At 43.1% G+C, this 19877-nt stretch carries 23 protein-coding genes; 16 read left to right on the forward strand and 7 right to left on the reverse strand.

What is annotated here, in order from left to right; genetic code table 11:
• Positions 1-55: 55 nt before the first annotated feature.
• The 6 genes from MNR06_RS06065 to MNR06_RS06090 all read left to right on the forward strand — a co-directional run bounded on the left by MNR06_RS06065 (position 56) and on the right by MNR06_RS06090 (position 5295).
• Positions 56-397, forward strand: coding sequence for a PA2779 family protein (locus MNR06_RS06065; protein WP_243540076.1), 342 nt, complete (start codon positions 56-58; stop codon positions 395-397).
• 80 nt (positions 398-477) lie between these two features.
• Complete coding sequence (locus MNR06_RS06070; protein ID WP_243540078.1) at positions 478-1323, forward strand: PA2778 family cysteine peptidase; 846 nt, start codon at positions 478-480, stop codon at positions 1321-1323.
• A gap of 69 nt (positions 1324-1392) precedes the next feature.
• The gene (locus MNR06_RS06075; RefSeq protein WP_243540080.1) at positions 1393-2091 is read left to right on the forward strand and encodes a pseudouridine synthase; all 699 of its coding nucleotides are present in this window, start codon (positions 1393-1395) and stop codon (positions 2089-2091) included.
• 99 nt (positions 2092-2190) lie between these two features.
• Complete coding sequence (locus MNR06_RS06080) at positions 2191-3516, forward strand: alkaline phosphatase D family protein (protein WP_243540088.1); 1326 nt, start codon at positions 2191-2193, stop codon at positions 3514-3516.
• 79 nt (positions 3517-3595) lie between these two features.
• Complete coding sequence (locus MNR06_RS06085) at positions 3596-4357, forward strand: hypothetical protein (protein ID WP_243540090.1); 762 nt, start codon at positions 3596-3598, stop codon at positions 4355-4357.
• A gap of 77 nt (positions 4358-4434) precedes the next feature.
• Complete coding sequence (locus tag MNR06_RS06090; protein WP_243540099.1) at positions 4435-5295, forward strand: hypothetical protein; 861 nt, start codon at positions 4435-4437, stop codon at positions 5293-5295.
• Here MNR06_RS06090 and MNR06_RS06095 read toward each other — a convergent pair whose 3' ends face one another.
• Positions 5296-5805, reverse strand: a complete 510-nt coding sequence (locus MNR06_RS06095; protein ID WP_243540101.1) for a CARDB domain-containing protein — start codon at positions 5803-5805, stop codon at positions 5296-5298. It abuts the gene before it with no gap.
• Positions 5806-6020: 215 nt separating this feature from the next.
• Here MNR06_RS06095 and MNR06_RS06100 point away from each other — a divergent pair, with 215 nt between their 5' ends.
• From MNR06_RS06100 to MNR06_RS06110, 3 genes are all read left to right on the forward strand, one after another.
• Positions 6021-6851 (forward strand): nucleoside-specific channel-forming Tsx family protein, encoded by an 831-nt coding sequence (locus MNR06_RS06100; RefSeq protein ID WP_243540103.1) that lies wholly within the window; start codon positions 6021-6023, stop codon positions 6849-6851.
• Between the two features lie 71 nt (positions 6852-6922).
• Positions 6923-7801: a DUF2608 domain-containing protein gene (locus MNR06_RS06105; protein WP_243540105.1), complete on the forward strand. Its 879-nt coding sequence runs from the start codon at positions 6923-6925 to the stop codon at positions 7799-7801.
• Between the two features lie 243 nt (positions 7802-8044).
• The gene (locus MNR06_RS06110; RefSeq protein WP_243540107.1) at positions 8045-8824 is read left to right on the forward strand and encodes a hypothetical protein; all 780 of its coding nucleotides are present in this window, start codon (positions 8045-8047) and stop codon (positions 8822-8824) included.
• Here MNR06_RS06110 and MNR06_RS06115 read toward each other — a convergent pair whose 3' ends face one another.
• Positions 8825-9388, reverse strand: a complete 564-nt coding sequence (locus MNR06_RS06115; protein WP_243540108.1) for a hypothetical protein — start codon at positions 9386-9388, stop codon at positions 8825-8827.
• 18 nt (positions 9389-9406) lie between these two features.
• Positions 9407-9808, reverse strand: coding sequence for a hypothetical protein (locus tag MNR06_RS06120; RefSeq protein WP_243540110.1), 402 nt, complete (start codon positions 9806-9808; stop codon positions 9407-9409).
• Positions 9809-10026: 218 nt separating this feature from the next.
• On the opposite strand from MNR06_RS06120, the gene MNR06_RS06125 reads away from it, so the two are divergent.
• Positions 10027-10506 (forward strand): hypothetical protein, encoded by a 480-nt coding sequence (locus MNR06_RS06125; protein ID WP_243540119.1) that lies wholly within the window; start codon positions 10027-10029, stop codon positions 10504-10506.
• Between the two features lie 54 nt (positions 10507-10560).
• Here the strand turns inward: MNR06_RS06125 and MNR06_RS06130 are convergent, their stop codons facing one another.
• Together MNR06_RS06130 and MNR06_RS06135 are read right to left on the reverse strand one after the other, a co-directional pair.
• The gene (locus MNR06_RS06130; RefSeq protein WP_243540121.1) at positions 10561-10731 is read right to left on the reverse strand and encodes a hypothetical protein; all 171 of its coding nucleotides are present in this window, start codon (positions 10729-10731) and stop codon (positions 10561-10563) included.
• Positions 10732-10828: 97 nt separating this feature from the next.
• Positions 10829-11443, reverse strand: a complete 615-nt coding sequence (locus MNR06_RS06135) for a hypothetical protein (RefSeq protein WP_243540123.1) — start codon at positions 11441-11443, stop codon at positions 10829-10831.
• A gap of 156 nt (positions 11444-11599) precedes the next feature.
• Here MNR06_RS06135 and MNR06_RS06140 point away from each other — a divergent pair, with 156 nt between their 5' ends.
• The 3 genes from MNR06_RS06140 (at position 11600) to MNR06_RS06150 (ending at position 13336) form a co-directional block, all read left to right on the forward strand.
• A complete protein-coding gene (locus MNR06_RS06140) occupies positions 11600-12043 on the forward strand; it encodes a Crp/Fnr family transcriptional regulator (protein WP_243540125.1) in 444 nt (147 codons plus the stop codon).
• Complete coding sequence (locus MNR06_RS06145; RefSeq protein ID WP_243540127.1) at positions 12040-12795, forward strand: UDP-2,3-diacylglucosamine diphosphatase; 756 nt, start codon at positions 12040-12042, stop codon at positions 12793-12795. The genes MNR06_RS06140 and MNR06_RS06145 overlap by 4 nt, the downstream gene beginning before the upstream one ends.
• Positions 12796-12862: 67 nt before the next feature.
• Positions 12863-13336, forward strand: coding sequence for a hypothetical protein (locus MNR06_RS06150; RefSeq protein WP_243540129.1), 474 nt, complete (start codon positions 12863-12865; stop codon positions 13334-13336).
• On the opposite strand, the gene MNR06_RS06155 is transcribed toward MNR06_RS06150, so the two are convergent.
• Complete coding sequence (locus tag MNR06_RS06155) at positions 13324-13695, reverse strand: nuclear transport factor 2 family protein (RefSeq protein ID WP_243540131.1); 372 nt, start codon at positions 13693-13695, stop codon at positions 13324-13326. The two genes, MNR06_RS06150 and MNR06_RS06155, sit on opposite strands and share 13 nt — an antisense overlap.
• Positions 13696-13871: 176 nt before the next feature.
• Between MNR06_RS06155 and MNR06_RS06160 the strand changes: the two genes are divergently transcribed.
• On the forward strand, positions 13872-14192 hold the full coding sequence (locus MNR06_RS06160) for a hypothetical protein (protein ID WP_243540133.1): 321 nt from the start codon (positions 13872-13874) through the stop codon (positions 14190-14192).
• A gap of 147 nt (positions 14193-14339) precedes the next feature.
• Positions 14340-14822, forward strand: a complete 483-nt coding sequence (locus tag MNR06_RS06165; RefSeq protein ID WP_243540135.1) for a hypothetical protein — start codon at positions 14340-14342, stop codon at positions 14820-14822.
• A 61-nt stretch (positions 14823-14883) separates the two neighbouring features.
• Here the strand turns inward: MNR06_RS06165 and MNR06_RS06170 are convergent, their stop codons facing one another.
• Entirely contained in the window at positions 14884-15963 is a 1080-nt protein-coding gene (locus MNR06_RS06170; protein ID WP_243540149.1) for a hypothetical protein, read from the reverse strand.
• A gap of 296 nt (positions 15964-16259) precedes the next feature.
• Between MNR06_RS06170 and MNR06_RS06175 the strand changes: the two genes are divergently transcribed.
• Positions 16260-19877, forward strand: coding sequence for a hypothetical protein (locus MNR06_RS06175; RefSeq protein WP_243540151.1), 3618 nt, complete (start codon positions 16260-16262; stop codon positions 19875-19877).

Genomic DNA, 19877 nt, shown 5'->3' on the forward strand with positions numbered 1-19877 from the left:
AAGTCTTTCTTTTCTATCGCTGAAATTAAATGAAGTTGTAGAAAAGGAGGGAGCGATGACAAAAAAATTTATTATCGGACTCTTGTGTTTTTGTATGACATTCTTTACCGCGACTTCAAGTCTTGCGGGGTTGGTCACTCTTGAAGAAATGCACCAAAGAGCGAGAACCCAAGCACCCCTTCAGCAACGGCTGTTAGAACAGCTTGAGCGCCCTGAAAGTCAAGAGCAGCTTGCGAAGTTTGGAATCACCAAGGACGAAGCCCGCGCGCGATTAGCTGCCATGAACGAACAAGAACTTAAAGACTTCATTCAGTCTAAAAACTTAAATCAAGCTGGCGGTGACATAGGCATTGTTACAGTTTTGCTTATCATCATTATTGTGATTCTAATTAGATAGGACATCTTGTGCACTTTGTTCGGTATGTTTTACTTGCGGCATTTTTTCTGTTGCTGTGCAGTTGTATTAGTGCCCCAAAAATGCAATTAAAATCCTATGCTAACAAAGATTGGGACGCGCAAAAAAAACTGGATGTGGAATTTGTTCCGCAAAAGAAAAACTTGTGCGGTCCCAGTGTCATAAAAATGGCAGCCGAGATTTACAATCCTCCATTGCCCTTAGCCTCATATCAAAAAATCAGCTTTCGTGAAAATCTGCAAGGAACTTTTAAGTCCGATGTTTTATCAGCAGCCCGTCGTCTGGATTTAGTTCCTTATAAAGTCAATAGCATCAAAGAACTGATCGCCGAAATACACGACGGACACCCTGTTGTCGTCTTTCAAAACCTGGGCTTAAAGTGGATGCCACAGTGGCATTTCGCCCTGGTGGTCGGCTATAACCTGGAAAAAAACGTTTTGTATTTACATAGCGGTACCACAGCCTATGAAGAATGGAAGATGGATCACTTCGCCTATTCTTGGCAAGGGGGCGGATCTTGGGCTTACATCCTTTTACCACCGTCGCAACTTCCCAAAACCGTGACGTTTGATGAAGCCTTAGATAATGCGATGTTGTTTGAGAAAATAAAAAAGCCCACTATCGCAAAAACTATTTTTAAATCCATGACCCAGAAGTTCCCAGACCGTTATGAGCCCCACCTGGGCTTAGCAAATTTATATTACAATGAACAGAATCGGCCCTTGGCTATCATTCAGTCCCAAGAAGCCCTTAACAAAAATCCTTCAGAACCGGCTTTGCTTTTTAATCTCGCGATTCTTTATCACGAAGATGGTCAGTATGAAAAAGCCTACGAAATGAAAGATTTAGCTCTTGTGGCAACTCCGGAAGAATTAAAACTTATGTACTTAGAAAAACTCTCTTTTTAAAGGCCTTCAGCTTGACAAGAAGCCACTGCCAAAGCCATGCTTGCCCAGGTTTTGAGGGCTTTTTGTTCAATGGAAATTATTTATAAAGACGATTATTTTTTTGCGATTAATAAACCCTCTGGTTTTTTCGTGCATCCTCCGGAGCTATCTCCTTACCCGGTCCCACCAGAAAAAATTTGCCTTTATGTTCTGCGCGATTTACTGAAACAAGATGTATTTCCGGTTCACCGTTTGGATGCTCCCACAAGTGGTTTGGTTTTATTCACCATGGATAAACCTGCCACCCGCGAACTGAGCCGTCTTTTTATGGAAAGAAAAATCAGTAAGTCCTATCTAGCCGTGGCCCGTGGTCACTTACAAACTGAAGGACAAATCGATATTCCGCTTGAAATCGCGGGCTTTGATGACTTGCAAGAATCCCTGACCCGCTATAGAACCATCAAGCACATTGAACTTCCTTTTGCGGTGGGAAAAAAGTATGCGACTTCACGCTATACAATGGTCGAAGTGAATCCAGTTACGGGACGCTGGCACCAGATACGCCGCCACTTTGATCGCATCGCTCATCCTTTGATTGGAGATATCGAACACGGAGATACTTATCACAATCGATTCTTTCGGGATGAACTGCAGATCCCGGGACTATGTTTAAAAGCGCAAAGTCTTTCGTTCATTCATCCTTGGACAAATCAGGATATAAAAATTGAAGCGCCCGCCTGTGAAAAATGGACGAAGCTAGAGAAATTATTTTCTGCGTCTGGTGTTTAACATTCTGTTTGTTCGCACTTTTAATCCATGACCATTTTCTAACTTAAATCCTTAATCATTCTTTGGTCCAATAAGCCATCATGACAAAAGGAGTTGTTAATGAAATTGGAACGTCGAAATTTTATAAAGCTTGGTTTGACTCAAGCTTTCGTGCTAGGCGCAGCAAATAAGGCCTTCGCGCAAACCTCGCCCGGTTTCGTGAAAAGGCAAACAGGGCCATCGATTCTGCAAGGAGCTACGGACGACTCCAAAACCCAATTTTCCGTCGTGCACGACAAAGTGGTGCCCTTAAAATTTCTGGTTACAAACACCCTAGGACAAAGCTGGTACCCAGATGATCAGCGCACGATCACTTTTGCTGATCACGATCAGCAAATCACGAAAGTTTACTTTAAGAACTTATCCGCGCAAGATAACTACTTCCTCCATGTGATAGACGAAAACACGGATCAAGTGATTGATCTGCGCGAGTTTCACACTTTGGATTTAACGAAAACGGCTGTGAACTTTGCTCTGTGTTCATGCATGCATGATATGGATCACAAGCCAGAAATCTGGCGCAGCTTGGTTAATAAAAATCCTGATGTGATTTTTTTTATCGGCGACTGTGTTTATGTGGATTCAGGTCTTATCGGCGGCGGTGGGGTCAATCCCGCGCACATGTGGAAACGTTTCTGTGAGTCTCGCAAAACCTTAGATATTTACTATAGCAAGACGCTGATACCAATTATTGCAACTTGGGATGATCATGACTTTGGCAAAAACGACACTAATTCAAAAGACTTTGCCTATGTCAAAGAATCCCAAGATAACTTCTTAAGCTTTTTTGCCCAAGATCCAGATTACTGCGACCTTTTAAAGCGAGGGCCCGGGGTCAGCAGTGCCTTTCACTTCAGAGACCAGTTGTTCCTATTGATGGATGATCGCAGCTTCCGGGAACGCCGTGGTTCACGGGAACGTTATGGCCACTGGGGGCAGGAACAAGAAACTTGGATGTTACAACTAGTGCGCAATAATCAGGGACCAACCTGGTTATTAAACGGCAGTCAGTTATTTCCTAACGTTCCTTGGAAAGAATCTCTTTCTGGCGACCACCCCGTGAATTTTACTGAGGTGCTAAAGGAATTAAAAAACGCCTATTCTAAAGTGATCTTTGGCTCGGGAGACGTTCACTACAGTGAAATTTCACGGATCGAGTCTTCATTTTTGGGGTATCAAACCTATGAAATTACTTCTAGCTCTATTCATAGCCGAAATATCCCGGGCTCCCCCGACGTCATTCCCAACAATCGACGTATCATCGGCAACGGTCAGCGCAACTTTGTCTTAGTAGAATCCACAGCCAAAGCCAATGGGGCTTCATTCAGCGCCACTAGCTTTAGTGCTAATGACAAAGCTGCTTTTCAGCTACAGTTAACCGTTTAACGGTTAAGAAAAAATTTCCCTCACCTTGAATTAGCATCGTGGATACAGGATAGTGCCACTTCTAATTCAAGGTGGGTTTATGAAATTCCTTTTGTGGGTTCTTTTATTAATGCCAGTAATGAGTCATGGAAAAAACCAAGTAATATTCTTAGTAAATACGAAAGAACACGACATTCGCGGTGCCGTAACAGCCCCTTATCTTGATGAAGCTGCCGACCGTGACGTATGGAAGAAGCTTTATCCCCACGCTCACCTTTACACGATCCGCGCTAATACCATCGAAGAAATGAGAAAAGACCTTGAAGTCGCTATGGCAAACCCGCCTGAAGACAAAGAGGTCTTGGGTCTTTTCATCCGTTCCCACGGCGTGAAGATGAAGCTTTACAATGAACAAGAAACTTTTCAGCTCAATTTTCCTGAAGACATTCCCCAAGCATTCGGTCCTATCGTAGGGCGCTTTTCTAAAGATGCATTGGTTGCGTTTAATGCCTGTTCTGTGCTTGAAGGCATGAATGAAAACCAAGCCCAACAAGCCCTTTCGCAAATCACTTCTTCGTTAGGTATCACTAGCGGTCGTATTTACGCCAACCGCACGCCTGGCTATGAGGGCTTACGAAGTGCGATGAGAGTCGATATTCGCAATAAAGACATTCCCGCTTTGCAACGTGGTATTGCTGGCCTTATTTACGTGGGCTTCCCGATCACAGTTCCTATAGCCTTCCTTATGGAAAAAGGTTTTAACCGCGGCTACCTTATGGAAATCGATGGCACTAGCGCCAAAATCCACAGAACTGATTATTTCACTGTTTTAAAATGGCCGCTTAATTCGGTAGAGCTTTAAAGCTAAAGATTCTGTCTAAAACTTCGACAAAAAATGATTTTCGTTTTTTAAAAATCCCCCATGCTAAACTGAGTTTCATGATCAAAGAATTATGGAACTCTTTCCCGCGAATTCTAGAAGAAAAGATCAATGCCTTATTGGATGAGGCAGAACCTAGCTCTACAAAAGCCTTTCAACTTTATAAAACCTGCCAGCGGGAACAGGTTTTTTCGGGAACTTTTGAAAAGTTCACTGAACACTTAGATCAGTATTTTTCCATTGCCAAATCAGATCGCCGTAAAAGCGATATCGATCAACTGCTTGATCGCCCTTTGCATAGCAGCGTTTACTTAGAATTTCATTTAAACTTCAGAACAGCCCAAGTCAGCGCCTTGTCAGTTTCAAATATCGTAAGCTGGGCCCATAATCTTTTGCGTTTGAATTATCGCAACAACTCGCCGGTGATTTCGAGTGATGTTATTAACAAGGCTTTGCAATACATCATTAGCCCTCCCCTTTATGAAAAGGCTCAGGACATTAGCTTTGCTGATTTTTGTGAGGCTTGGAAAAAAACAGTCTTTAAACTTTTTGGGAAACAGTACGACGGCGAGTTTACTCAGATCATGAATGAACTGAAGTGGCTTGATAAACAGTCCACCGAAATGGCGGAAGCTCGCAGCATCAGTCATGAGCCATTCATCCCTACAATCTATTTAACACAAACTGAAATTGACTGGACGGAATCAGTTCACCGCGCGGTTTTCTTTCACCAACCGGTGCCGAAGTTTCCTTTGTCTAAGGGGCCGCAAAAGCAAAGACTGATTGATTTACAGCGAGCCATCAGTCTTTACAAAATCGTGCAATCAAGCAAACTCCCGGAGTTCGTAAAACACCGGGAGAATATTCGCACAACCATTCTTTCGCGCTGCGAATCTTTACTCAAAGACCGGGCTCGCTAGTTAGCCAAGTCCGAAGAACGCTTTCACGTTATTTTTTTCGTTGCACTCTTTAATACGATTGCTGTAGTCGGCTTTCACTTCATATTGAGCATCTGGATTGTAAACCCAGAACGGCACGGTGAAAGTCACCATTGTTTGCATTCCTGCGCCTAAACCATGCACAACGACTTCACGAATGGTTGATCCATCAACCACAAGTCGCACGACAAAAGTCGCCGCCGCTTTCCCACCCTGGTTTTTAACCACAGCCTTAATGATAGAACTATGAGTTGGATGATCATAAAGAGGATCTAAAAGATTTGACACGACCAGATCTGGATACGCTCTACAAAGCGGCGGAAGGATTCGGTCACCAGGGATTGGTCTTACAGGCTCCAATCTTGAATATCGGTCTTCGATACTGAACACTTCTGTTGTTGTTTCAAAGCCCTCATGGGCTTGCGCGACGGATGCTAAAGTTAAAGAAAGTAACATACCCGAAAATACTGTTTTGATGGTTTGAGATTTCATGATTGCGCTCCTTGTTGCAGTGGTTATTTTTTGTCTGTGCGGCTCACTGTTAGTAAGGAAAAGCAAACAAGGTGCCATCAAAACTGGTGCTAAATGGTCCCTGCACTTTTAGAGTGTGGAAATGTCATTTGTCCGCGCGCATTGAGAGGACCTTGCTTGCTTTGTGTCTGCCTTTGCGACATAACAAAGCCACAAATTTTTTGAGGAGCGCATCCATGCTTAGAAGTCTTTTTGCCTTTATGGCAGTGATTCTTTTTTCAGTAACAGGTTTTGCTAAAGAGTATGTTGAAGGTGACTTGCATAAAAACGACAGCAAGTGGTTTCAGTTCAACATCATGCAAAGTATCGACAACAAGATTCCTTTTGATAATCAAAACGACACTTATTTTGAAATGGAATTTGGTGGACGTTCTGGGATCTTTGACCTTTACGGTTACCTAGATGTGTTTGACGTTTTCGATTCAAAAGATAGCGATCGCCATGGCACAGACACACAAAATGAAGACAACTTTTTCTTTAAGTTTGCTCCCCGCGTTTCTTTTGATGCAGTGACAGGAAAAGATCTTAGCATAGGTCCGTTTAAAGAATTTTATGTTTCGATGTTGTTCAATATCGGCGAACAAGATTTGTTTGAAGAGTTCGTAGGCTTAGGCACCGACCTGGAAGTTCCTTGGATGGGAACTATGGGAGTGAACCTGATGGCCCGCTACGTGCGCGAAAACTTCAACGCTGCCAACGAAGGCCGTTGGGATGGCTACGTACTCGCTACAAACTGGTTTAAACCATTTTATTTCTTTAGCAATGGCAGCTTCCTAACTTGGCAGGGTTATTTAGATTACAAATTTGCAGCAACGCAAATTTCTGATGATGTGAATCGCACGGATTCTTCTTTAGAATGGTTTAACGGTCTTTACTGGCATTCCCCTCGTTATGCCGCGGGATACGGTTTAAAGCTTTATAAAGATATGGCTTTATTCAAAGACGGTGGCTTTGCTGGAGAGACTTCAGGCTTCGGGCACTATTTGGCACTGACCTATAAGTTTTAGTCGTAAATCCAAAGACTTTGACTTTAAAATACAAAGGCTATAATTCCGATCTTCATTAACGGGGGCCCTTTATGAAGTTCATTATAGCCTTTCTTATCAGTTTCTCGTTCTTTCAAGCTCAAGCATCTGAAAAAATCCAAATCAAAAGCATGCAAGAAGTTCTGCAAAAAGTAGAACAGTATCAAAAAATTTATTCTCCATCGCAGATCCTTTTAGTTTTTGATATCGACAATACAATCCTGACTACTGAAAAAGACCTGGGCGGTGATGCTTGGTTTTCTTGGCAGGAAGAAAAACTTAAAAACAAAGATACTGCTGACTTAGCGGCTCCGGACTTTGATAGCTTACTTCGCGTTCAAGGTTATCTTTTCACTTTAGGCAAAATGCGCACTCCGGAAACAATGACCCCGGCACTACTAAATCATTTCCAACAACAGGGTTTCCCCTTATTCCTTCTTACTTCCCGCGGCGCTGACTTCCAAAACGTGACACAAAAGGAATTGGCCCGTCACGGTTACAACCCTACTTTGACTTCTCCAGGACCTTTAGGAGGATTTGCGAGCCGATTTACTCCGATCAACGTTCAACAACCTTCTGAAAACTGCCTGACTGCGCAAGAACTTGCTTTGTGGGGTGTCAAGGATTCACGTCCTTCTGTATATGAAGACGGCGTTTTCTATACAAGCGGCCAACATAAAGGTGCGATGTTAAGAGCCATCCTGTGCAAAGTACGCCAAGATTATCCTGTGATCATCTTTGTTGATGACCATGAAAAGCACGTAGATCGCGTTTTAAAGGCTTATGAAGGAAGCGCAGTGGACGTAGTATCCATGCGCTATGGTGCGATGGATCCACAAGTGGAGCGCTTTAAGAAGTCCGATAAACAAGAAGTTATTAGTGAGTGGAACAAGATCAAAGCGCTCTTAGAAGAAGTCTTCGGCGCTTACTAAAACTTCCCTTTAAAAGGGCGCCCCACAGGCGCCTTTTTTATTTGCGTCCATTACAGAACCCTCAAGGCACGTCCGCATCAGGCAATTCTTTTGACTCGTTCCCTAAAGAATTTTAGCTTTAAACACGGAGGCCTTTGGATGTTTCGCAATAGTTTAATTGTTCTGCTATTCTGCTTAATACAAGCCCCCCTATTCAGTGCCCATGGCCACATGATTTACATTTACCACCCGCCTGAGTCCGACATGGACACACGCTATACCTATCACTGGGATTTGTTAAAAGCGGCCCTGGAAGCGACAAAAGAAAAATACGGAGCCTACACCCTTAAGCCCTCAGTACGCATGACAGAAGACCGCCAGGTGCGTGAGCTTCGCAGCAATAGCAAAAAGCTCACTGTGATGATTCGCGAAACATCCATTGAGCGTGAGCAGGAACTTGAGACCGTTCGTATTCCAATCGATAAAAATCTTATTGGTTACCGAGTTCTTTTGATCAATAAAAAAGATAAAAAGACCTTTGATAGTATTAAAACCTTGGATCAGTTAAAGAAAATCCCCATGCGCCAGGGTGAAGGCTGGGGGGATATTGCGATCCTAGAGCAGGCTGGCTTTAATGTGATTAAAGAAGTTTATTATGATCGCATTTTTGAAAACTTGATTTTTAGCGATCATACGACAGCCTTCCCTCGCGGCGTCACCGAAGTCCAAGATGAATTCGCGGCTCGCAAAAATCGTCTGCCAAACCTAGCTATCGAAGATAATATAATGATGTTTTATTCTTTGCCGACTTACTTTTGGTTTCCGAAAACTGAAGACGGCAAGAAACTGGCGCAAAGAACTAAAGAAGGTTTAGAAAAACTGATTGATAGTGGCGAATTTGATAAAAAGTTTAATCAATATTATGGAAAAGTCATTGATCAGTTAAACCTAAAGAAAAGAAAACTTTTTAAAGTTAACAATCCTTTTTTGCCGACCACAGTTCCTGTTGATAACAAGAAACTGTGGTTTGACCCGACAAAATAATTACTCACACACTTTCGCTGAAACTGCTTTGATGTAGCTTCTGATTTGCGTCTCGTCGGCTTTTAGACGGTTTAGGTCTAAAAGCTCCCCACCTGCAATGATAAGATCACGGGTTGAGTGCGCGATCACTCGTTCGTAAACTAAGCCTTTTTCTTTAAGGCGAGCCTTACAAGCGTAACCTTCTGGTCTTTGTTTGCAGTATTGAAGACGTGCCAAACCGAAGGTGAAATCAGTTGTTGTCGTGATGTTGTAAGCACCTTCTTCAAAACTTGAGTAAAGCTGAGACAAAAAGTACGGAGATGTTTCAACTCCCTGACGAACTCCAAAATAATTAACAAAGTCGCCTTCGTTGATAAATTCTGGAGTGTCCTCAAGGAAAGCGCTGGCTTCTTCCCCATTAACTTCATCAGTAAACTGGGCAGTTACACCGTTGCTAGCAAGTTCAGAGCGAATGACTTCTCTAAGCTCACCTTTAAATTTAGAGCTTACCAAAAGACCGCAATCTGCTAGCGCCGTCACTGAAGTTAGAACCAATAACGAAGAAACAATAGCTGCTTTGAACATCTCAAAACTCCAAAGAAATTACTTACAAAGAAGGCTGCCGATAGATACAGGCTTTAAAGGAAACATTTGTTCGCGTTGAATTTGCCCAATAACCAAACCCGTAACTCCGCGCTCAAGCGTTACCAAAACTTTTCCTTCTCCATTGCGATTTTCGGTACATTGATAAACAGGAGACTTATCAGGGGTTCTTTCTCCTGTAACAGTTTCGCAAATGAGGCTTAAAGTAGAAGCCTCAGCACCTTCGCCTACCGTATAAAGACCTTGCTGAACAGTTTTGATAGCCATTTCTCGAACCACTAATGCCACTGGCGTTCCGTCGTTTAAAGTACCTTCACAAGTTGCGTAAACAGCAGGAGCCGGTCTTGCATTCGCAGCCACAGTAACCAACAACGACATTACAGAAACGATGATTGTTTTCATAAAATCTCCTTAAAAATTTTCTGTTAAATATGGGACTATTTAAACGATGGGACCCCGAATTTTCCAGTGACAATTCATAAAGTGAAGTTCTTATCTGACTGTCAAAATAACCTACAGAATGGCTTTCAAAAATGCCATGTCTTACCTTTTTGAAAGTAGTGATTTTCTGTAAGCCTTTCCCTTAAATTTCAACTATATAGAAATATCGAGGTGCTGGTATGGGAAAGATATGGATTGTCTTAACTTCTGTGGTTCTATTTTGGGTACAACCCAGCTTTGCTGATACTACGGGTTGCTCACCGCTATTTCGCCAATCAAAATCCCTGACAACTCAGCAGGGGCTTCAGCTTATTGCTTCGATCTTGCGGCCTCCCCGTCAGGATTGCTGGAACAAAGACAGCTCCGCTATTTTAGTAAGTTATGAATGGCAGCAGGTCAGTAAAGAGCTACCAAAAAACGAAGTGCTTTTTTGGGTGAACGTGCAAGGCCAACAACAGTTCGTGCCCGGCGACGTACTTTGTTTTGAAGCTAAAAGTCTTTTTGATAAAAACACTTCTTACGAAGATGTCTATCAATGCAAAGCCAGCGCTCAGTTAAAGCTTGAGCATTTTGGTTCTTTTATTTTAGAGATTGCTCCGCGGCTGAACGGTAAGTGGGATACCCACGGGTTTGAAAGAAATTATATTTTCAATTTTTAGGTAAGTTGAAATATCCCCAAAGCTGCAGGTGCGCACACTTTGGGGATTAGCAGATTATTTGCGCGGTTGACCCGGTCGCTTTTCATCGACATTTTCACTTTCCTCATTGCGATGATCTGCAGAATGGTCCATTTGCTTGTTGCGTGACCGCTGATGCTGCAACTTTAAATCACCATCATATTTTTTGCTTGTCTGACTGAATCCCTTATTTTTATTTCCAGACATGACTTGCCTCCTTGCTTCGCGACCTTCTTAGTTTAGCAAGTGAACGCACTTTTCTGGGTTTTGTCTATGCAATTAATCAGACCTTCGCCGTTGCAGATTACTGTTGAACCATCAAACTTTGCTCTATCGCATAATGAAGAAGTTGAAAGTAATAAGAATCAATCACTTCTTTGCTTTTAAACGAGCCACGACTTTCAATAAATCCTAAAGCTGCTGAATAGTCTGTCGCCATATTGATACCCGCTTCATACTTTTCTCGGGATACCAGTGTCTCTAATTCTTTTTCCTTTTTCGTGATGGCTGCATCCTCACACGCCAATGTTTGGGAACGACTAGAAAGGTTGCCGCAAATTTCTTCTAAAGATACTGGCTCACGCAAAGCTAATATCAAATCCTTGCGGCCACTTTTAGGGTCCGCCAAAAAGGCATTTAATGATTTTGTGACGTTCGCGAACTGACGAAGGCGGCAACCCTCGGCTTTATGACAAAAACTATCTACAAACTGAAGATAGCTGCCACTAAAGCTAAAAAGACTATCCATGATCGCCGATCTCACTTCTTCATCGTAGGATGTAGTGACCTGCCCCGCTTTTTCCATCACTGGACCATGAATTAATTCTTGAAACTGATACTGTGCTTCTTCGGCCGCAGTCCGGGCTAGGACATTTACAGAAAGGAGCAACATAACTAGAGTCATTGATAGGGTTTTCATGAAGTGATCCTTGGTTAAGAGGAAATAGGTCTAACATAGGTTCTGTCGGTTCCTTACTTACAATGACGAAAAGGCCAGATGGCAAGACTCGATAATAGCCCAGCCTTCCAGTTGTAGAGTGGAATGACACAAAGTCTTTGGTACTCTTAAGCTTCTATGCTGAATACAAAATTGCTCGGTAAAAAATTTGCGGATCACCAATTACGAAAACTCGATGATGGCGAAATTCTGTTTCGCGAAGGTGACACCAGTCGTGAAATGTATGTCATTCAATCCGGACGCATTGAGGTTTTCAAGAAAGTTGAAGGCAGTACCATCGTGCTTGATTGTATTGAACGCGGTGGCATCGTTGGTGAGATGTCGATGCTTGAATCCCTGCCCCGCTCGGCTTCAGCTAGAGCTATTGGCAAAACCACACTGGTCGCCTTAGACACGGGAAGCTTTCTATTAAAAATTCGTAGAGATCCCACTTTTGCTTTTGAATTGATGAAGCAATTAAGCGGTCGTATTCGTATGACGAATGAAAAATTAATTATCCTGGTGAACAATGAACAAGTGACGAAGGCTAAGCTTAAGGAAGTGGTAGAAAACAATCTATGATGATTGATATTTCAACTCGCAAAATGGTGGTGATTTCAGATCTTCACCTCGGCAATCCCTTTTCTAGCGCCAAAAAAAGCGTTATCGATTTTTTATATTGGGCCGCTGATAATAACTATGACGTCTGCGTGAATGGGGACGGCCTTGAAATCGCCCAAGTTTCTTTTACCCGACTTGCAGAAGATGTCCCTGAAGTGTTTCGCGCCGTGAAAGCTGTTTCCAAAGCAGGAAACCGCGTTTATTATGTCGTCGGAAACCATGACATTGTTTTAGAAAATTTCTTAGAAGACTGGGGCTCGATCATTCTTGCTCCATTTTTAAATGTAAAATGTGGCGACAAAAGAATTCGTATCGAACATGGGCATCTTTATGACCCCTTCTTTGTTAAGTATCCCCGACTTTATGAATTTCTAACTTGGCTAGGCGGGTTTCCATTGATGGTCAGCCCCAGGGTTTATCGAATTTGGATTAAATTTGAAGAGCTAAAATCAAAGTTCCGCAATTCATTGCGAACCTCGGGCGAAGTACCGACTTTACCAGGGGAACCGCCGGATTTTGTGGTAGCCGCTGAAGAAATTTGTGCCCGCGGTTTTGATTCAGTCATCTTTGGGCATACCCATCATGCTGGTCGTTTGACCCTACCAAGTGGCGAGTATTTAAATAGCGGGTCTTGGCTGATTGAACCCCACTTTATTGAGATCAATCCCGAACAGGTGCAAATCAGAACGCATCTCACAGAAGTTCGTAAATAAAATCTGCTTCATCCAGTTTTAATTTACAAGTTTTACTTAGCAGTGCTGGGTGCCCTAAAATTAAAACATGAGCGCGCAAAGGGATTCCCAACAACTATGGCTAAAAGAAGTGATTCAGCCCAAGCTTGAAACACTGTTTGCCCTTGGAAATGGCACTGCCTCAGCTGAGGAAAAATCAAACCTGCCAAAATTTTTGAAATCCTTGTTAGAAGATCTTGAACATTTAAACCTTGATAACTCTACGGTGGAACTTTACGTCGAAAAGATCATCGATGGTGCTAAAGCCTTACAGAATCAAGAATTGCGTGATGCCAATGAAGAGGTTTTAAAATCTTTTGCTTTAAATTCTTTAGTTGCTGATAGCTTTGATCGATTCTTTTATTTAAGTTATTGGACAGAATACCAACCGCTTTTACGTCGTAATCCCGAGCTGAATCACGCAAATATAATGAATGCCTTTCGTATGAATTACCATGTGAAAGGCCTTGCAACCTATCTTTCAAATTCCTTAAAGTCCCGCTTTGACTTTTACATCGAATAGAAAAATTCCTCTTTCACAATTTTGCCGTCTTTAACAGAGTATAAAGCCACTTCCTCAAAGTGCATCTTTTGATTGGATTTTTTGTTAGTGGCATCAAATTTATACAAAACAGCAAAGCGGTCCCCTGCTGGGAATGGTCCTTCTACTTCAACCGCGTGCACGACATTGTTTTCAGCCCAGTCTTTATTTTTTCTTTTGATGTTCTCAATGCCTCTCATCTGCGCTGGATAATTTGGCATTTCTTCGGCTTCAATACTTTCAATGTTTGAATCATAAAGACTTTCTACGGCCTTCATGTTTTCGCCACGCTTACAGAAGTCGACAAGCTTCTTACCAACCTCCATGGTTTCTTTTTCCATAATCCATCCTCCGTGAAACTTATTTTCAAAGAGTTTTGGAATCTAAGGCAGATGTAATTAAGCACCCACGAATTTGCCTGGAACAACCAAGCTCTGTTTTGCAACAAAGCTCCTGGCTTTTACCAAGCCAAGCTTCTTTAATTTGGAAATCAAAAATCTACAAATGGAGATTACCAATGAAGAAGATTATTTCAGCAGTGCTTTTGACATTTATTCTTTTAGGATCTTTGACGGCTTCGGCGTATCAAGGAGTTTTAACGTATGACGACAACGGCAGTTCAGTGATACAGCCATTGAAACAATACTGTGAAGATTCCCCGACGGATGAATACTGTTATCCACGTTCGGGACAATGCCCCGATGGCTGGAGTGATGCTAAAAAATATTGCTGGGGTGGTTGGAAGCGCGGCTTTTACAAATGTGGCATCGCTTGCCGAGATAAACGCCCTTGCAAATGGGGTGACCACAGCGAACGATGTGGCGGCCATGGCAGCTAGCCTGAAAACAAACCCATCGCTTTTAAAGGCCCTTAGTGTAAAAGCTAAAGGGCTTTTTTTTCATGGATAATTTTTCAGCTGGCACTGAATAAAGCATTTTAGTAAGAATGAATCCTTCAAAAAATTGACATTACTTGGGGGATGTAAATGAAGCCGGCTTCAATCTTCGCGATGGCATTAGTATCCTTAATTCTTTCTGCCTGCGCTCAAAACGGTAGTGGTGATGGTAAAAAAGGGACTCTGAATAACAAAAATGTATCAGCCCATAACAGAACTCAGTGCCCGGCTGTTGATGGTTCCTATCTAACAACTCAAGACGGCAGAACATTCCGCATTTTGATTACAACTGCAAAATTTGATAACACCATGGAATTTGCAGCGGATATTGATTTAGCCCAGGGTTCAGACAATAAAACTTCATTGCGCTATACGATCGATGGCAAAGCCTATGAAAACCAAGGTCTAACTTATATCGGTGTTTGTTCTAAAGGACAGATTGGCATCGCTTTTTATCAAAACAAGAAAGTGATCGCGACTTATAGAATATCCGTAAAAGGAAATGTTCTTACAACGATTACCGTTGATGAAAAAGGAAAGAGCGACAGTTTAAATTGGAACAAAGAATACTAAGAATTAAATTTTAAAGTTAAATGAAAAAGCCCCAGTTAAAATACCTGGGGCTTTTTTTATTTTAGTTATCCCAAGGGCGTTCTGCTTGCTCCATCAAGTAGCGCAAGAAGTGTTCATAATTTTCTAAAGTTGCCGCTGTCAAAGCGGGTCCTGCATTTTGATCCATCATCGCAAGGGCTTTAGCATAGTTTTTTAAAGCCTTAGAGCCAAAAGCCGCCCCATTTGGATGATTTTTTGAAATAACATCAAGATCTTTATCTAAACGATTTGCATAACAAGTCAAAAACTCTGTGTTCGTTCTAGTTCTTTGGCATTCTTTTGCCCTTGATACAAACCCAGCCACAGGGAAATAGATCGCAGTAATGGAATCACCATTGACCAATCTTTCAAGTGAAACGCTGGCATTGTCATACTGAAAAATCGCGCAGTTTAAAAGATTGCGCTTGTTACGCTGACAAATATTCGCAGCATAACTAGGATAGTTTTTATAGAATTCATTCATCGCCGTTGTGATCGCCTGGCGAACTGTTGCATCGCCTTTGCTGCGCTCTAATAGAACCTGCAACCCTGCTTGCCATGATGAAACAAATCTTACCTGCGCGCGCTTTAAAGGATCTACGGGAGGCGCTGGTTGTTCAGGCGGAGCTGGAGGCGCTGGTCTTTCAGGAGGTGCTGGTTGGGGCGGCGCTGGCTGTGGTGGTGTCGGCTTCGTGCCATTTTTCAATACATCCGCAGTGCGCGCACATTCTGGAATTTGCAAACAATCTGCAAAATCAAGACTGTGATTATTTAAATCCATGAAGTTTTCTAAAAGCAGATTTCCGTTAGTGAACATCTTCACGTAAAGATAGTTATTGCTAGTAACACCCGCATTGAACTCAATAAAAAGCTCTACGGCCCAAGTTGGCGCCCCGTCACTAGCCAAGTTGAATTTGTACCAGCCATAGCCTTGGGCCAATCCGTTTGCACATGTCCCGCTAAATGAAGCCTTTGCAGGTTTTCGCCACGTCAATGTCGAGGGATGTGACAACGTACAACCTTCATCGGTTTTTACTTGATCGGACGAATTAAAAATTTCAGGTGCTTCTTGCATGGCAAAGACGGGGGTCGCAAACAGAAAACAAAGTAGCATCATTTTCATGGTGAATTTCCTCCTGGTTTAATGGTCTGGGTTTTTATACCAAATCACTTTTGAAGAATGCAGAATCATTCGAGCTAATTATGGAAATGTAATTGCAGATGAATCTTTGCAAGTTTTTATTTTGCGAATCAACATGGCTTATCCTTCTCATTCTAGGACGCTGTTCTGGAACAGATATTAGTCCGATTTTTTTGATATGTGATTTATCGATATTAAGGAATCAACAATATCTTTAGAGGGGGTGGAGAAAGACCGATAAAACTAATGTGATTAAGAGCTTATTCCGCAATCTCAGTTTGAGACTTTTCTTCGGCGTTGCTGTTGCGTTGCTAAGTTCTGCTTGTACTCTTGAAACCACCCTTGCACCGACCAAAGAAGCTTTTGAATTAGAAATTTATCCGACCTTTGCTTCGACTGTTTCTAAAAGTTCAACGCAAACGTTTACTTTTTCAGAGAAAAATTTCGGCGCGAACATAGTACGCTTTGAATGTTCCTTAGATAATCTGGTGTGGGAAACTTGTGAAAGCCCCGTGACCTATTCAGGCTTATCAGAAGGCCGCCACACTTTCAGCGTGAAGGCTATAGATGCTTCCGGCGAAGAAAATATTGGCGGTCAACACGAATGGACGGTGGATACTGTGCCGCCAGTTCTTAGTGTTGATTCTCCACTGAATGACAATGATCTGCTCATTTTAAACTCTTTGCAGGCAACCTTAAGCGGAACGTGTTCAGAAGACGGCCAATTAGTCACTTTAACCGGCGCAGCTGTTGGTGTGACGACATGTACTGCCAACGCCTGGAACATTCAGGCAGATGTAAGTGCAGCGGTCGATGGCGATTTAACCTTTATGGTCAGCCAAGGCGATATTGCTGAAAACTATACGACCGTAAGCCGCGTTGCCACCAAAGACACAACGGCTCCGGTTATAGCCTGGGTCAGTCCCGCAACAGATTTAGAAGGCGGAGCCGCGATCACCGTCACTTGGAAAGTCACCGAGCCTCATGGAAGCGCCTCCGAAAATGTGATTTTAGATTATAGTGGTGATAATGGAAGCACATGGACTGTTCTTTCAACTCAAGGATCTTTAAATGGGACCATCTCGGCGCAAACTTATAATCAGGCCTGGACCGCACCGAGTGCAAGCGTTGCCGGGGCCATTTTGCGTTTACGCTTAGCCGATGCCTTAGGTAACTTAGTCACATCCACTAAAACTTTTGCGATTGATACAGCAGCACCGGTTTTAAATTCTTTGGTCTTGGCCGATGGTAATGAAAACGTAGGGCTTCCTTCCCTGAATGCTTTATTGTCAGTGACGCCTTCAATTTCTGCGATTTCTCACTATCGTATTTCAGAAAATAATACCTTCGCAGATACCACATGGGTGGCCTATACCTCTCCGAACCTTACTTTCTCATTAAGCAAAATTGGCGCCTTAAAAACAGTGTACGCCCAGGTGAAAAGTAGCGCCGGCATTGTTAGTAACGTTGTCTCAGACACCGTGACCCTAGAATACGGAACTCCTCCGGTAGCTTTAATCACCTCACCTACAGAGGGTGGGTCGTATTCTCCGGGTGCGGTGATGAATATTGCTTGGCAATGTTCCTCTAGTTCAGGCTCGGTGGCTTTAGCCACAAATCCAATTTCAAGCATTGAGTATACGGTCGATGATGGTGTGACGTATCACGTGATTGCGACAAACCAAACGAACAATGATACTGCGACCACAGGCCATTATAATTGGACGGTGCCAGCAGCGACGCCATCAGGCCAAACGATCACGGGTACAACACCTATTCGCGTGTTAGTAGGTTGTAAAACGGCCGCTGGAATTATTGCCACGGGTTTATCTGGTTTCCAAAATTCGATTTGGAAAGTTCTTATTGGTAGTCCTGGAAACATGGATTATGGAATCCACTTAAGCGCTGCTGATATGACGACGTGGACTGCGGTTCACGGGGATTCTGCCAATAATCTATATTCTGGATCTAAAAACGGTATTCTAAAAGTCAATCGTCAGACGGGTATCGTCGAACAGTGGTTGGGAAATCTTGAATCTGCAGGCTGCCCGACTCATTCAGTGGCAAGCTTCACCCGCCCGCGCATTTTGGATATTTCAAATGGTGAAATGACCATTGTTTCCGGAATGTGTGGAACTATCACTCGCGTAAAAATTTCGGATAAAAGTATCATATGGAACCGTAGTGTTCCCCATCTTTCATGGAGTTCTAATCAAACTTCCACTGAGGGTTTTTATCATAAAGCAGGTTATTACTATTTTGCCGTAATTAACACGATCGGCACAGTTCTGGCGCTGTATGAACTTAATCTAAACTCTATTAGTAGCACCCCAAAACTTGTGATGGGTAATGGCTCTAGCTGTTCTAACACCTTGCCTGTGGTGGGCAGTGTTTCTTCGACTCTGCAGATTCATTGTACGCTAGATTCAAATTGGTGGAATGTTTCTTATGATCGTCAGAAAATTTTTATTTATAGCGTGACAGGCTCGACAACCAATCAAGTAACGCTGACTTTCAATAGCACTACTGCAAATTATGAAGTAACGGCTGTAGGTACGGCGACAGCTCCTTGCACCCGCACGGTGATGATTGGAAATGATGCTTCAAAATACTATTGCATCCGTCATGCGGGACAAGGGCGCAATGTCACCTATTTTGATACTGCGACCAATCAGCTTCATACGACGCACGTAACTTTAAGTACATTTAACAATCTTGGTAATATGCAGATGCGGTTGGGATCTTCCGATTCAGCGGCCTACGTTATTTCAGGCGTGACCAATGAAATTTTCGAAGTGAAACATACAGGAACCGCTTGGGAACAATCTAATATCGGTGGGACTCCGCTATTTACCTATGGGAATGGTACTGACCCAACGAAGGTGGCTTTCACCTCACTAGCGGGCTTAGCGTATGACCCTGTGAATAAGTTTTTATACACTCGTGGAATCAATCACATTCGCCGGATGAAAGTGGATACAACAACAACACCAGCGACTCCATTTATTTCCCTGATCGAAACTGGGATGAGCACGAACGCGGCGTTATCTAATAGCGGATCTTTTGGTGGAATTGCTGTTAACAAAACCGGCACTGCAATCGTCGTAAATCAATCAGTCAGTCCGGTTTATTATTGGAAGGCACTTGATTTAACCACTTGGAATTCTGGTGCCAGCACCGTGGGTGGAGGTCAAATTTACCTTAACGGTGGCACCACGGCTGCCTACCCTACCTTAGGTACTTCTTTTGCTTATAACGCTGGCGTGAACCTGCAGGATTGGGGTTCTACAGCGACGTTCTTAAGTGATGGTAAACTCTATTTCGTCGGCTCAAGCAATGATAGCTGGGATCAGAATCTTTGGATTTTCCAAAGTTCGGGGCCAACCACTATCACTTCTGTGGCCGGAGCTACCGGCGCTGCAGGATATTCCTCTATCGGCGGCGGCGGCGCTACGGCGCTGGGCACCCCTCTGACTCGCATCTATGGCATGCAGTCAGCAACTAATAATGATTTGTTAGTATTTGATGCTCATCGTTTAAGAAGAGTTTCAGTAGTCACCGAAAGCGGTGCACCGAAAGTTTACGATGAAATCGATTTTTCAACTTTCACGAATTACCCAGGGAATTTACCCTGGGTCCATGCCGTGCAGGACACTGCGACTGGCTGGAATTACTTTGTCGTGAATGAAGACACGGCTACAGGCAGGGCCACCCAAGTATGGGCCGCCCGTGCTGCTGAAGGATTTGTTCAAATTCCGATCACGGGTTTAAAACTTACCGGAATTCAAAATGCCACTCGCGGCAAAGGCCTGGGCTTAGAAGTGACGCCACTTGGTTTACTTCTTTTAGATACACCGAAGAAACGTATCTTAACGACACCTCTAAAACCTTTATAG

The organism is Bdellovibrio reynosensis, assembly GCF_022814725.1.
Lineage (GTDB): Bacteria > Bdellovibrionota > Bdellovibrionia > Bdellovibrionales > Bdellovibrionaceae > Bdellovibrio > Bdellovibrio reynosensis.